The sequence below is a fragment of the Streptomyces sp. NRRL B-24085 genome (assembly GCF_001282115.1).
Classification (GTDB): Bacteria; Actinomycetota; Actinomycetes; order Streptomycetales; family Streptomycetaceae; genus Streptomyces.
The window spans coordinates 1-13,955 of record NZ_LJBR01000382.1 but is presented as its reverse complement, the minus strand read 5'-3'; the positions used below and the strand labels follow the sequence as shown (position 1 = coordinate 13,955).

Sequence of the window (13,955 nt, the reverse complement as noted above, 5' to 3'; positions counted from 1 at the left end):
CGGGATGCCGGTCCAGCGGATGGTCCGGCATCCCGAAGGACGCCCCCCGGCAGGTCGCCAGGCCGCCCGACCCCGATCACCCGCCCTGCGACCACCGCGGTCACCCCGCTCCCGGGCACGGCCGCGAAGTCCCGTGCCTCCGCGACGCGCAGCCCCCGCTCCCCGGCCGCCCGGACCACCGCCCGCCCGAGCGGATGCTCGCTGGGGAGTTCGGCCGCGGCGGCCAGGGCGAGGAGCTCGTCGGGCGTGAGCCCCGAGTCCGGCAGCGGCCTGACCTGCGAGACCTCCGGCGCCCCCTCGGTCAGCGTCCCCGTCTTGTCGAGGGCCACGGCGTCCACCTCGCCGAGCCGCTCCATCGCGACGGCCGACTTCACCAGGACGCCGTGCCGCCCGGCGTTGGCGATGGCGGACAGCAGCGGCGGCATGGTCGCGAGGACGACCGCGCACGGCGAGGCGACGATCATGAAGGTCATCGCGCGCAGCAGCGCGTCCGTGAGGTCGGCGCCGAACAGCAGCGGCACGCCGAACACGGCCAGGGTGGCGGCCACGACGGCCACCGCGTACCGCTGCTCGATCTTCTCGATGAAGAGCTGCGTCGGCGCCTTGGTCCGGGAGGCCTCCTCGACCAGGGTCACGATGCGGGCGATCACGGAGTCGGCGGGGTCGCGCTCGACGCGGACGCGCAGCGCGCCGGTGCCGTTGAGGGTGCCGGCGAAGACCTCGTCGCCGGGGCCCTTGACGACCGGGAGGGGTTCGCCGGTGATGGTGGCCTGGTCGGCCTCGCTCGTGCCGTCCAGGACCCGGCCGTCGGCGCCGATGCGTTCGCCGGGACGGATCAACAGGACGTCGCCGACGCTGAGTTCGCTCGTCGGGACGGTTTCCTCGCCGCTCTCGGTGACCCGGGTCGCCGTCGTGGGCGCGAGGTCGAGCAGACCGCGCACCGAGTCGGCGGTGCGGGCGGTGGCCAGGGCCTCCAGGGCGCCGGACGTGGCGAAGATGACGATCAGCAGGGCGCCGTCCAGGACCTGGCCGATCGCGGCCGCGCCGAGCGCCGCGACGATCATCAGCAGGTCGACGTCCAGGGTCCTCCCGCGCAGCGCCCTGAGTCCTTCGAGGGCCGGTTCCCAGCCGCCTGCGGCGTAGGCGAACGCGTAGAGCGGGCCGTGGGCCCACCACGGCAGGCCGCCGAGGTCCAGCGTGAGTGCGAGCAGGAACGCGAGGGTCGACGCCAGCGCCCAGCGGGCCTCGGGCAGGGCGAGCACCCGGGTGCGGCGGGGCGCCGGGCGGGCGGACGGGGGGACACGGACGGGGGCGAGAGTCGTGGACACCCGAGCCACCATACAGGAACACATGAAGACTCATTCATCTGTTCATGTGCGATGGGTAAGATACCGCCCATGGGTCATGGAGCCGTCACCACCGCGCAGGAAGCCGCCGAGCGGGTACGTCTGGACGCGGCGAACGTGGCCAAGGTGGCCACCACCCTCCAGGCCCTGTCCACCCCCTCCCGCCTGCTGATCCTCGCCCGCCTGCGCGAGGGCCCGCTGCCGGCCACGGAGTTGGCGGCCGAGGTCGGCATGGAGCAGTCGGCGTGCTCGCACCAGCTGCGGCTGCTGCGCAACCTGGGCCTGGTCGTGGGTGAGCGCCGCGGCCGGTCGGTGGTGTACGCGCTGCACGACCACCACGTGGCCGAGCTGCTGGACCAGGCCGTGTACCACGTGGAGCACCTGCGGCTCGGGCTCAGTGACGCCACCGAGTGAGCCGCCCCGGCGGGTGACGGCCCCGCTGTACGCGGCCGGCTTCACCACCGCCTTCGGCGCGCACGGCATCGCCGCCAACCTCGGCGCGGACTCCGGGGACGCGGTCACCTCCCTGCTCGTGCTGGGCGGTCTGCTCGCGTTGTACGACGGTGCCGAGGTCGTCCTCAAGCCGTTGTTCGGCACGGTCGCCGACCGGATCGGGGCCCGCCTGGTGCTCCTGGGCGGACTGGTGGCCTTCGCCGTCGCGTCCGCGCTCTACGCCCTTGCCGACAGCCCCGGATGGCTGTGGGCCGCGCGGCTGGGACAGGGTGCGGCGGCCTCCGCCTTCTCCCCCGCCGCGTCCGCGCTGGTGGCCCGGCTGAATCCGGCCGCCAGGCACGGGCGGGCCTTCGGGAGCTACGGCTTCCACAAGTCCGTCGGCTACACCCTGGGCCCGCTGCTCGGCGGCGTGCTGGTGTGGGCGGGCGGGCTCCGGCTGCTGTTCACGGTGCTCGCGGTGCTGGGCGCGGCCGTGGCGGTGTGGGCGCTGGTCGTCGTCCCCGTGGTGCCGCCGCTCCCCCGGGCCCGGCAGACGCTTCTCGATCTGGCGCGGCGGCTGGCCGACCCGGTGTTCCTGGTCCCCGCGGCCGCGCTCGCCGGGGCCACCGCCGCGCTCTCGGTGGGCGTGGGCTTCCTGCCCGTGTCGGGGGCCGCGGCGGGACTCGGCACGGTGGCGACGGGTGCCGCGGTGTCGATGCTCGCGGCCTGCGCGGCGGTCGTACAGCCGCGTGCCGGGCGGGCGTTGGACGCGGGGCGGATCACGGTACGGGGCGGGCTCGGCGCCGGATTGCTGCTGGCGGCGGCCGGTCTGGGCTGCGCGATGCTGCCGGGAGTCGTGGGCGTGCTCCTCGGCGCCTCGCTGATCGGCGTCGGGACGGGGCTGATCACCCCCCTGGGCTTCGCCGCGCTCGCGGCGACGACTCCGCGGGAACGGCTGGGCCAGACGATGGGAGCGGCCGAGCTCGGGCGTGAACTCGGCGACGCCGGTGGGCCGTTGCTGGTCGCGGGAGTGGCCGCGGCGGCGACCCTGACGTACGGCTACGGGGTGCTGGCGGTGCTGCTGGCGTGCGGGCCGGTGCTGGCCGCGGGCCTCCTCCGCAGGCGCGGGTAGGACTTCGCCCGCACCCGAAGGCGCGCGACCGGCCAGGGCCGGGCCGTCGGGTGTCCGACGGCCCGGCCCGTCCGGAGCACTGCTCAGGCCGTGTCGGTCGGCCGCCGCGAAGCCGCCGTGGCCCCGCCCACGTCCCTCAGCGGCCGCAGCCGGTACGTGTACGCGTAGTCCCGGTCGGCGAACAGCTTGTACTCGTCGTGGGTGTGCGCGCCCCAGCTGTTGTCGCCGCCGACGCCCATCTGCCGGTGGTTCACCCTGAGGACGACCGCGTCGCGCGGGGTGAGCTGGTAGTCGTGGCGCACCCCGTTGGACAGGTCCTCCGGGGTGAAGTGCGAGGCGTTGACCTCCAAAAGGGGCTCACCGGAGACCAGCAGGCCGATGCCGTCGGGACCGGTCAGGGCCGCCCAGCGGACGTCGGTCTTGTTGCCGTTCTCCTGCGGACGGATGTAGGGGGTCCACTGCTCGGCGACGGTCCCGGACCAGAGGCCCACGTCCGTGCCGTCGTTGCGGTCCCAGTGGTTCTCCTCGGGCCCGCGGCCGTAGTAGTGCAGCCGGTCCAGGCGGCGCGGCAGGAACAGGATCGTGCCGACCTCCGGGATGTACGGCAGTGAACTCGCCCCGGGGTGCAGGGTGTTGTCCACCTTGATCTCGCCGTTGCCGAAGACGGTGTAGGTCGTGCCGTACGCCGACTCGGTCGTCGTCGGCAGGGTGCCGCTCACCTTGATCTCGACGGCCCGGTCCCCGAGCGCCCGCACGCTCACTCCGGTCACCTTGCGGTTCGTGCCCGCGTCGCGCCAGGTCTGGTTGCGGGTGTGCTGCCCGTTGCCGTGGTCGTTGTCGGTGGGCGCCCGCCAGAAGTTCGGGACGGGGCCCGAGGTGAGCAGACGGGTGCCGTGCGCCCGGTACGACGTGATGGTGCCGCTGCCCTTGTCGACGGTGACGGAGAAGTCCTTGCCGGTGACGGTGACCCGGTCGGAGGCGTCCCGGTACGTCAGTGCCGGGACCTTCGCGAGCGGTACCGGCGTCACCGCCGGGCTGTCCGCGTCGACGGCGAGCTGCTGCTTGGCCACCTCGAAGCCGGCCTTCGCCCAGGGCGTGGACTCCCTGGTGGTGAAGGAGAGCCGCAGGAAGTACTCGGTGCCGGGAGCGGGGGTGCCCGGGAGCTTGTACGGGACGGTGATGTTCTTGCTCGACAGCGGTGCCAGCTTCATCTGGTCCCGGGTCAGTCTGCCGCGCTGCACCACCTTGCCGTCGGCGGACAGGGTCCAGGTGCCGTCGAACTCCCTCAGGTCGGTGAAGAGATGTTCGTTGGTCAGCCTGACCGAACCGTCCGCCGCCCAGGACGCGTTGACCGCCTGGTAGATCTGCTTGACCTCGGCGGCCTTGCCGGTGTGGCCGCGGTCGGCGGTGACGATGCCGTCCGCGACGAAGGCGCCGTCGTTGGGGTTGTCGCCCCAGTCGCCGCCAAAGGCGAAGAAGGTCTTCTGGGCGGGCTTCTTCTCGGCGAGCTTCACGGTCGCCGCGTCGAACCAGAACCGCACGCCCTCGTCGCCGGGCCCGCGGCCGTCGGAGGCCAGTTCGGCGGCGGACAGGGCACGGGCGTACACCCGTGCCTTCCTGATCGTGCCGCTGAACTCCCTTGTGGGGTTGTCGACATCGACGGCCAGCGCGAGCGGGGCGGTGTTGCTGCCGGGCCGCTGTGCCGTCGTCCTGGTCGCCCTGGCCTGTCCGTCGACATGCAGGGTCAGCGTGCCCGCGGCCGCGTCGAAGACACCGGCGACATGGTGTTCCCGGCCCGTCCAGTCGTCCGGGAGCGCCCAGCCGACCGCGATCCACTGCCCGCCGCCGTAGATGAAGAACTCCAGTGTCCTGCCGGACTGCTTGAGCGCGTACTGGGTGTCGCCCTTGGCGATGACCGGCTGGTGGTTGCCCGTCACCTTCGGGGTGAACCAGGCCTCCAGGGTCAGTGAACCGGTGAGGTCGAGACGGGCGTCGCGGGCGAAGACGGTGCCGCCCGAGACGCCCTTGTCGCGGTCGAACCCGGCCCTGGCGGGCAGGACTTCGCCCGTCAGCGCACCGGGTCCGCTCTCCGTCAGCAACTGGCGCACCGGGACCGGCTCGGTGAGGGACTGGTCGACGAAGTCCCAGATCCAGCCGCCCTGGAGGACGGGGTAGCGGCGGACGATGTCCCAGTACTTCTTGAAGTTGCCGTTGGAGTTCCCCATCGCGTGGCAGTACTCGATCATCACGTACGGCCGGGTGTCGGAGGTGTCCTTGGCGCGCTGCTCCACCCGGGCGGGGCTCTCGTACATCTCCGAGCGGATGTCGCTGACGGCGGGCCGGTCGTCGCCCTCGTACTGCACGACACGGGTGGTGTCGTACGACTTGATCCAGTCACGCATGTTCACGAACGTGCTGCCCCCGCCCGCCTCGTTGCCGAGGGACCAGATGACCACGGAGGCGTGGTTCTTGTCGCGGTGCACCATGTTCTGGGCCCGCGCCACGCAGGCCGCGCTCCAGTCGGGGTGGTTGCCTGGGTACTCGTCGCGGATGCCGTGGGTCTCCAGGTTGGTCTCGTCGACGAGGTACAGGCCGTACTCGTCGGCGAGTTCGAGCCAGAGCGGGTTGTTGGGGTAGTGCGAGGTGCGGACCGAGTTGATGTTCATCCGCTTGATGATCGTGATGTCCTTCACGAGGTCCGCGCGGGTGAGTGCGGTGCCGCGGTCGGGGTGCATCTCGTGGCGGTTGGTGCCGCGGAAGGAGACCGGCTTGCCGTTGATGCGCATCAGCCCGTCCTTGAGCGCGAACTCCCGCAGTCCGACCCGGTGCGAGAGTGTCTCGATCACCTTGCCGGCGGGATCGCGCAGCCGCAGGACGGCGGTGTACAGGTTCGGGTGCTCGGCCGACCACAGCTTCGGCGAAGGCACGGCTTTCGACGCCTGTACGGTCGTCTCGGCGCCGGCGTCGAGGGTCACGGCCTGCTGGAGCGGCCGGGGCCAGACCGCGTGGCCGCCGCTGTCGTAGAGCTGGGTCTCGACCGTGTAGCGGCCCGCGTTGCCGCCGCCGTAGTCGCGCACGCTCGCGGTGACGGAGAGCTGGGCGGAGGTGTAGTCGTCGCCGAGCGGGGTGTCCAGCTTGAAGTCGCGCAGGTGCACGGCCGGGGTGGAGTACAGGTAGACCGAGCGGAAGATGCCGCTCAGCCGGATCATGTCCTGGTCCTCCAGCCAGTCTCCGTCGGAGTAGCGGTAGACCTCGACCGCTATCTGGTTGGTGCCCGGCTTGAGGTGCGCGGTGATGTCGTACTCGGCGGGCGTGTACGAGTCCTCGTGGTAGCCGACGAGTTCGCCGTTGATCCACACGTAGTGGGCGGACTTGACGCCCTCGAAGTGCAGGAAGGTCCGCCGCCCCGACCAGTCCTTCGGGACGGTGAAGGTGCGCCGGTACTGGCCGACGGGGTTGTAGCGGGTGGGGGCGGCGGGCGGCTGGGCCTCCTCGCCGAGGCCGTTGGGACCCCACCAGGGGTAGGTGATGTTGACGTAGATCGGGAAGTCGTAGCCATGCACCTGCCATACCGAGGGAACGGGGATGGAGTCCCAGTCCTTGTCGTCCACGTCGGTGCGGTAGAAGTCGGTGTCGCGGTCGCCGGGGCGGTCGGCGTAGGCGAACTTCCACGTGCCGTCGAGGCTCACGCGGTACGGCGAGCGGGTGCGGTCGGCGGCGAGCGCCTGGCCGACGGTGGCGTACGGCATGAGGGTGGTGTGCGGGGGCTCGGTGCCGACCCGGAAGAGGTCGATGGCGCCGTTCCACTCCGGGGCGCCCTCCGCAGCGTGGCCGCGGCCGGCCAGGGGGCCTGAGGAGAGGGCGAGGGCACCGAGGACGGCGGCCCCCGACTCCAGCAGACGCCTGCGGCTGATGGGGGCAGGCAGGTACGGATGGGGCATCGGTGGAACCTTCCTCGGGACGACAGTGCGGTGTACGTACTGAGGGAGCGTCAATTCCTGTGCGCTATTGGTGACTTTGAGGCACAGGATGCGACTCAACCTAGATCCCGAAGCCGGGCGAGGCAATGACCCTGTCGGACTTTGTGGGGTCCTGGGGACATGACGACATGCGGCACCCCCGCGTGCGCTCACGCGGGGGTGCCGTGGGGGTTCTCGGGGATTCCGTGGGTGGGGCGAGGTGCCGTCGGGTCAGCCGGTCGCCGACGAGGTGGGCAGCCCGCCGCCGAGGAGTCCGGTGACGGTTCCGACCACGGACCCGAGGAGGCCGGTGACCGCGCCCAGGACACCGCCGACGTCCAGCGAGGTCAGCGACTCGAGCAGGTCGTCGATGGTGGACTGGAGCGAGTCCAGGAGGTCGGAGACCGGGTCGGCCGCCGCGAGGGACCGGTCGCTGCCGTGGCGCTGCGCCAGCCTTTCCCGGACCTCGGTGTTGGCCGCCTCCACGGCCTTCGCCCGGGCGGCCGCCTCGCTCGTGTCGAGGCTCCTGCCGCGCAGGGAGACGAGGTCGGTGACGGCGTCGAGGAGGGGCCGGAGGGGCTGGAGGAGGCCGCCGTGCTCGGGCCGGTCCAGGACGTCGAGGCGGTTGAGCGTGTCGAGGTGGTCCAGCGCGTTCAGCCCGTCCAGCGCGTCGAGGCGGTCCGTTAGGGCGTCCGCGTCGTCGGTGGTGTGCGTGGCGGCCGTCCGGGCCACACCGGGGTCCGACGCGCCGCGGCCTGCGTCGACGGCGGCGGCCGCGGTGCCGACCGGGCCGAGGATCAGCGCGGCGCAGACCAGGGACGGCAGGAGGAGGCCGCGGGGGACGAGGGGGCGCATGCGGGGGTCCTTTCGAAGTGCTTGGTAGGGCCACCGTGAGAAGCCGCGAGGTGTCCCGCAACCGCTTGCGGGGCTCGCTTCCCGCCCTCCACCGCCTCGGGGCAGCTCTGAACAGGCCCTTTTCCCTCGCGCTCCCCCGTTTGCCGCGTTCGGAGGGCGTTGGGCCGTCAGGGTAGGGCCCTCCGGCCTCAGGCGACCTGCCCCGCGAACGCGTCGTACGCCTGCTTGTCGAACAGCACGAACCTGACCTCCTCCACCGCGGTCTCCGTCTCCCGTACGGTCTCCACCGCGATCCGCGCGGCGTCGTCCATCGGCCAGCCGTAGATGCCGGCGGAGACGGCCGGGAACGCGACGGTCCGGGCGCCCAGTTCGTCGGCGACGCGCAGGGACTCGCGGTAGCAGGAGGCCAGCAGCTCAGAGCGGTCCTCCTCGTGGCTGTACCGGGGGCCGACGGTGTGGATCACCCAGCGCGCGTCCAGGTCGCCCGCGGTGGTGGCCACGGCTTTTCCGGTCGGCAGTCCCTTGCCGTAGTGCGAGGCGCGCAGCCTGCGGCAGTCCGCCAGGATCGCTGGGCCGCCCCGGCGGTGGATGGCGCCGTCGACGCCTCCCCCGCCGAGGAGGGAGGAGTTCGCGGCGTTGACGATCGCGTCGGCGCTCTCCCGGGTGATGTCGCCCTGGACGAGCCTGATGGTGGTCATGACCACCACTCTTCCAGCTCGGCCCACCGGGCGCGGCCCGGCCCCGGTCCCGGTCCTGCTCCCCTCAGGTCTGCTGCCGCAGCCTGCGCCATACGGCCTTCGCGGCGTTGTGGCCCGACATGCCGTGCACTCCCGGCCCGGGCGGGGTCGCCGACGAGCAGATGAAGACGGCCGGGTGCGGGGTGCCGTACGGCGACAGGGACAGTCTGGGGCGCAGCATGATCTGGAGCCCGGTGACCGCACCGGAGCCGATGTCGCCGCCGACGTAGTTGGCGTTGCGGGCGGCCAGTTCGGGTGGTCCCGCGGTGGCACGGGCGAGTACACGGTCGCGGAAACCCGGGGCGAAACGCTCCAGTTGGCGCTCCATGGCGTCGGTGAGGTCACCGGTCCAGCCGCTGGGGACATGGCCGTAGGCCCAGAAGACGTGCTTTCCCGCGGGGGCCCGGCCCGGGTCGACGACACTCGGCTGGACGGTGATCATGAACGGCCTGTCGGGTGCGCGGTCCTCCCGGGACGCGGCGCGCAGGGCGGTGCCGATCTCCGCGCTGTCGGCGCCGATCTGCACGGTGCCCGCGCTCCTCGCCTCCTTCGCGGTCCACGGCACGGGACCGTCGAGGGCGTAGTCCACCTTGAACACACCCGGGCCGTAGCGGTAGCCCTCGTAGTAGTTGCCGAAGCCGGCGATGCGTGCCAGGGCGGTCGGCGAGGTGTCGAAGACGTAGGCGCGGGCGGGCGGAAGGTCGTCGAGCCGCTTGACCTCGTAGTCGGTGTGGACGGTGCCGCCGAGGTCCTTGAGGTACGCGGCGAGCGCGTCGGAGATGGACTGGGAGCCGCCGCGGGCGACGGGCCAGCCGCGCGCGTGCGCCGCCAGGGCGAAGACCAGGCCGATGGCTCCGGTGGCGAAGCCGCTGAGCGGGGCCATCACATGCGCGACGAGTCCCGCGAACAGGGTCTTCGCGCGCTCGTCACGGAAGCGGCGCATCAGCCAGGTCGAGGGGGGCAGGCCGGCGAGACCGAAGCGGGCCAGGGTGACCGGGTCGCGGGGCAGCGCGGTCGCGGGCAGGGACATGAAGTCGCGGGCCAGGGTGTCCCACTGGGGCAGGAACGGTTCGACGAGCCTTCGGTACGTCCCCGCGTCCCGCGGTCCGAACGAGGCCGCCGTCTCGGCGACCGACCTCGACAGCACCGCGGCGGTGCCGTCGGCGAAGGGGTGCGCCATGGGCAGTTCGGCGTGCAGCCACTCCAGGCCGTAGCGCTCCAGGGGCAGCGCGCGGAACGCCGGGGAGTTGATGCCGAGGGGGTGGGCGGCGGAGCACGGGTCGTGCCGGAAGCCGGGGAGGGTGAGTTCCTCGGTGCGGGCACCCCCGCCCACGGTGCCGCGCGCCTCGAAGACGGCGACGGAGAAGCCGCGGCGGGCCAGCTCCACGGCAGCCGTCAGTCCGTTCGGCCCCGCACCCACCACGACCACATCGAGCATCGACGGCACCTTCGGACTCCTTCGTCAGCCGATGGCCAGAGGATCAGGATATGCCGGGGGACCGACAGTCCCTGGGCGTGGGGGTAAGTCGGCGGGCGGCGTTCGGGGAAGGGGTGGCGCGGACGCCGGGGGTGAGGTCCGCGCCCGTGCTCCTCTGGGCCTGTGCACCCCGGCCGGCCGTCGTGTCACGCCCCGCCCGCCAGCAGTCCCCGCACCCTCCGGGCCGTCGCCGCGTCCCGGGCCGCGGTGAAGGGAAGGGTGTTGCCGCCCCTGACGCGGAACGGTTCACCGGTGCGGGTCAGATGGGCGCCGCCCGCCTCCTCGACCAGCAGCAGCCCCGCCGCGTGGTCCCAGGCCGCCTCCCAGGTGAACGCCACGGCGTCCGACTCGCCCCGGGCGACGGCGAGGTACTCCAGACCGGCCGAGCCGCACGGGCGCGGTGCGACGCCGTCCGTCCACAGCCCCAGCAGGCCGCGCTTCTGCTCCTCCGTCGTGTAGTCCGGGTGGGAGGTGGCCACTCGGAGGTCGCGTCCCGGGTCCGGGGCACCGGCGTGCAGCCGCTCGCCGTCGAGGAACGCCCCCCGGCCGCGTATCGCCGTGGCCAGTTGGTCCCGGGCCGGCGCGTAGGTCCAGGAGGCGAGCAGGACACCGCTCCTCGCGAGCGCGACCAGCATGCAGAAGCCGGGGTCGCCGTGCACGAACTGGCGGGTGCCGTCGACGGGGTCGACGATCCAGACCGGGGTGTCGCCCTGAAGCGCCTCGTACGACGCCGGATTCGCGTGGACCGCCTCCTCGCCGACCACGACGGAGCCGGGCAGCAGGGCGCCGAGCACTTCGGTGAGGTACTGCTCGGCCAGCCGGTCGGCGTCCGTGACCAGGTCGTGCGGGCCGGCCTTCTGGTCGACCTCGTGCGCGGCGAGCCGCCGGAAGCGCGGCATGACCTCGGCCGCGGCGGCCTTGCGCACGGCCTCTTCCACGTCGCCCGCGTGCCTGCCGAGAAACTCGTCGATGGTTTCCGTGTCTTCGATCATGACTCCATGAGAGCACGCGGGTCTGACAAACCCCACCGGCCCGGTGACGCGCGGCTGGAATCGGCGTGAACACCGGGGTGCGGGGTCGGCGGTGGCGCGATCCGGGGCAGACCATGCGAAGTCGGCAAGCCGTCATCGCGCCTCGCCCGGCGCCTTACGCGCCTTGCCCGGTGCCTCTCGTGGCGCCGCTCCCGTCACCGCCCCACCGCGTACCCCTGCATTCCCCGGGGATTGGCCGCGGCCGACAGCACCCCCGTCTCCGGATCGCGGGCCACCGCGCACAGCCGCCCCTCGGACCAGGGCTCCCCCACCGTCACGTCGTGCCCCAGCCGCCGCAGCTCCTCGACCACCCCGGGGTCCGTCCGCGCCTCCACCGTGAGGCTGCCCGGCCGCATCCCCCGCGGGTAGAACGACCCGGGGAAGCTGTCGTTGTGCCAGTTCGGGGCGTCGATCGCGCCCTGGAGGTCGAGGCCGCCGCGGACCGGGGAGCGCAGGGCGACGGCGAGGAAGAAGTGGAGCTGCCACTGGTCCTGCTGGTCCCCGCCGGGCGTGCCGAAGGCCAGGACGGGCACCCCGCCGCGCAGGGCGATCGAGGGCGTCAGGGTGGTGCGGGGGCGCCGGCCGGGGGTGAGGGAGTTCGGCAGGCCCTCCTCCAGCCAGGTCATCTGGAGCCGGGTGCCGAGCGGGAAGCCCAGTTCGGGCACGACCGGGTTGGACTGGAGCCAGCCGCCGCTGGGGGTCGCGGCGACCATGTTGCCCCAGCGGTCGACGACGTCGAGGTGGCAGGTGTCGCCCCGAGTGGTGCCGTCGGGACCGGTCTCGGGCTCGCCCGGCACCGGGGACGTGGGGTTCTTCGCGACCGTCGGCTCCCCGACCCCCATCGGACTGAACCCGGGTTCGTCCGTGACGACCACGCGCGCGTGTGCGCTGAGCCGTGGCTCCCGCCCGCCGGGGCTGCCCGGCCGCAGTTCGTACGAGGCCTTGTCGCCGACGAGTTCACGCCGCTGCGCGTTGTACCGCGTCGACAGCAGTTCACCCAGCGGCACCTCGGCCGCATCCCCGTACCAGGCCTCCCGGTCGGCCATGGCCAGCTTGCAGCCCTCGACCAGCAGATGGACGTACTCGGCGGACCCGTACCGCGGCAACTCGGGCGGCAGCAGGGCGAGTTGCTGGAGGAGGACCGGGCCCTGGCTCCAGGGGCCGGCCTTGCACAGGGTCCAGCCGTTCCAGTCGTACGTGGCCGGCGCCTCGTAGCCGGCGGACCAGCCGGCGAGGTCGGCGGCCGTGAGCGTGCCGGTGTGCCGCGAGCCGCTGGTGTCCATGGTGGGGCGCTGCGCCTGCCGGACGAGGGCCTCGGCGATGAATCCGGTACGCCACACCTCGCGCGCCGCCTCGATCTGCGCGACGCGGTCGCCCGCGCCCGCCACCTCGCGGATCAGCCGCTTCCAGGTGGCGGCGAGGGCGGGGTTGCGGAACAGCGCGCCGGGCCGAGGGGCCCGTCCGTCCGGGAGATAGACCTCCGCCGACGAGGTCCACTCCGTCTCGAACAGCTCCCGTACGCTCTCGACGGTCGCGCCGACGTTCTCCACGGGCGCGTGTCCGTCCTCGGCGTAGCCGATGGCGTACGCGAGGACGTCGGCGAGGGACTTGGTGCCGTGGTCGCGGAGCAGGAGCATCCAGGCGTCGAAGGCACCGGGGACCGCGGCGGCGAGGGGCCCGGTGCCGGGGACGAGGTCCAGGCCCAGGCCCTTGTAGTGGGCGACGGTCGCCCCGGCCGGTGCGACGCCCTGGCCGCACAGCACCCGCACCTCTCCCCCGGCGGGCGCGAGCAGGATCGGCACCTCGCCGGCGGGCCCGTTGAGGTGCGGCTCGACGACGTGCAGGACGAAGGCACCGGCCACCGCCGCGTCGTACGCGTTGCCGCCGTCCTCCAGGACCGCCATCGCCGACTGCGAGGCCAGCCAGTGGGTGGAGGACACCATGCCGAAGGTGCCCTGGAGGGTCGGCCGGGTGGTGAACGACATCTCTCACCTCGCTGGTCGGGCGCGCCTCGGCCGGTCCGAGGCGGTCACGTCCACGGATCCTTTCATCCCCCACCGACCGCCCCGGGAAGCCTGCACGGCAGCCGGCCGTCCCCGGGCATCCGGTCGCACTCCGGCAGCCGGTCACCCCCGGGCAGCCGCCCGCGCCGGATGCCCTGTGCCCGCCGTGGGCGGACGCCCGCCACGGGACATCAGGCGCCGCGTGCCGTCACCAGGCCCGACTCGTAGGCGAACACGACCAGTTGGGCCCGGTCCCGGGCGCCCAGCTTCGTCATCGCGCGGCTGATGTGGGTCTTGGCCGTGAGGGGGCTGATCACCATGTGCTCGGCGATCTCCTCGTTGGTCAGGCCGCGCGCCGCCAGGGCGGTGACCTCGCGCTCGCGGCGGGTGAGGCACTCCAGGCCGGGGGCGGTGGACCGGTCCGGGGGACGGGAGACGAACTCGCCGATCAGGGTGCGGGTGACCGCGGGAGACAGCAGCGCCTCGCCCCGGGCCACCACCTCGATGGCCTGGAGGAGGTCGGCCGGTTCGGTGTCCTTCAGCAGGAAGCCGCTCGCGCCCGCCCGCAGCGCCTCGAAGACGTACTCGTCGACGCCGTAGTTGGTGAGGATCACCACCCGGACCCCGGCCAGCCCGGGATCCGCGGCGATCCGCCGGGTCGCCTCGATGCCCGTCATCACCGGCATCTGCACGTCGATCAGCGCGATGTCGGGCACCTGCGCCCGCACCAGCTCCACACCCCGCTCCCCGTCGGCCGCCTCCCCGACCACCTCGATACCGTCCTCGGCGTCGAGCAGGGCCCGGAACCCGGCCCGCATCAACGCCTGGTCGTCGACGAGCGCCACCCTGATCACGCCCCCACCTCCCCGCGTACCGACTCCCCCGCGCCCAACGGCAGTTGCGCCCGCACCGCGAACCCGCCCTCCCCGCGCGGCCCCGTGCGCCGGCTCCCGCCGCGTGCCGTGACGCGTTCGCGCATGCCG

The 13,955-nt window shown here is 73.0% G+C and carries 10 protein-coding genes; 2 read left to right on the top strand and 8 right to left on the bottom strand.

Annotation, left to right across the window (positions count from 1 at the left end):
- Window positions 1–1,340: heavy metal translocating P-type ATPase (locus AOJ26_RS33805; protein ID WP_199828896.1), on the bottom strand; the 1,340-nt coding region annotated here is incomplete at its 3' end.
- A 57-nt stretch (window positions 1,341–1,397) separates the two neighbouring features.
- Between AOJ26_RS33805 and AOJ26_RS33800 the strand changes: the two genes are divergently transcribed.
- Together AOJ26_RS33800 and AOJ26_RS33795 are read left to right on the top strand one after the other, a co-directional pair.
- A complete protein-coding gene (locus AOJ26_RS33800) occupies window positions 1,398–1,760 on the top strand; it encodes an ArsR/SmtB family transcription factor (RefSeq protein WP_053852185.1) in 363 nt (120 codons plus the stop codon).
- Window positions 1,761–1,773: 13 nt separating this feature from the next.
- Window positions 1,774–2,910 carry an MFS transporter gene (locus tag AOJ26_RS33795; RefSeq protein WP_053852184.1) on the top strand — a complete coding sequence of 379 codons (1,137 nt, stop codon included), beginning with the start codon at window positions 1,774–1,776 and terminating at the stop codon, window positions 2,908–2,910.
- A gap of 83 nt (window positions 2,911–2,993) precedes the next feature.
- Here the strand turns inward: AOJ26_RS33795 and AOJ26_RS33790 are convergent, their stop codons facing one another.
- From AOJ26_RS33790 to AOJ26_RS33760, 7 genes are all read right to left on the bottom strand, one after another.
- On the bottom strand, window positions 2,994–6,851 hold the full coding sequence (locus tag AOJ26_RS33790; protein ID WP_053852183.1) for a glycoside hydrolase family 2 TIM barrel-domain containing protein: 3,858 nt from the start codon (window positions 6,849–6,851) through the stop codon (window positions 2,994–2,996).
- A gap of 249 nt (window positions 6,852–7,100) precedes the next feature.
- Window positions 7,101–7,724 (bottom strand): hypothetical protein, encoded by a 624-nt coding sequence (locus tag AOJ26_RS33785; RefSeq protein WP_053852182.1) that lies wholly within the window; start codon window positions 7,722–7,724, stop codon window positions 7,101–7,103.
- A gap of 188 nt (window positions 7,725–7,912) precedes the next feature.
- Window positions 7,913–8,422 (bottom strand): O-acetyl-ADP-ribose deacetylase, encoded by a 510-nt coding sequence (locus tag AOJ26_RS33780; protein ID WP_053852187.1) that lies wholly within the window; start codon window positions 8,420–8,422, stop codon window positions 7,913–7,915.
- A 64-nt stretch (window positions 8,423–8,486) separates the two neighbouring features.
- Complete coding sequence (locus AOJ26_RS33775) at window positions 8,487–9,899, bottom strand: phytoene desaturase family protein (protein WP_053852186.1); 1,413 nt, start codon at window positions 9,897–9,899, stop codon at window positions 8,487–8,489.
- A gap of 185 nt (window positions 9,900–10,084) precedes the next feature.
- Window positions 10,085–10,930 carry an inositol monophosphatase family protein gene (locus tag AOJ26_RS33770; protein WP_053852181.1) on the bottom strand — a complete coding sequence of 282 codons (846 nt, stop codon included), beginning with the start codon at window positions 10,928–10,930 and terminating at the stop codon, window positions 10,085–10,087.
- Window positions 10,931–11,124: 194 nt separating this feature from the next.
- A complete protein-coding gene (locus tag AOJ26_RS33765) occupies window positions 11,125–12,954 on the bottom strand; it encodes a gamma-glutamyltransferase family protein (protein ID WP_053852180.1) in 1,830 nt (609 codons plus the stop codon).
- A gap of 209 nt (window positions 12,955–13,163) precedes the next feature.
- Window positions 13,164–13,826 carry a response regulator gene (locus AOJ26_RS33760; RefSeq protein WP_053852179.1) on the bottom strand — a complete coding sequence of 221 codons (663 nt, stop codon included), beginning with the start codon at window positions 13,824–13,826 and terminating at the stop codon, window positions 13,164–13,166.
- Between the last annotated feature and the right edge of the window lie 129 nt (window positions 13,827–13,955).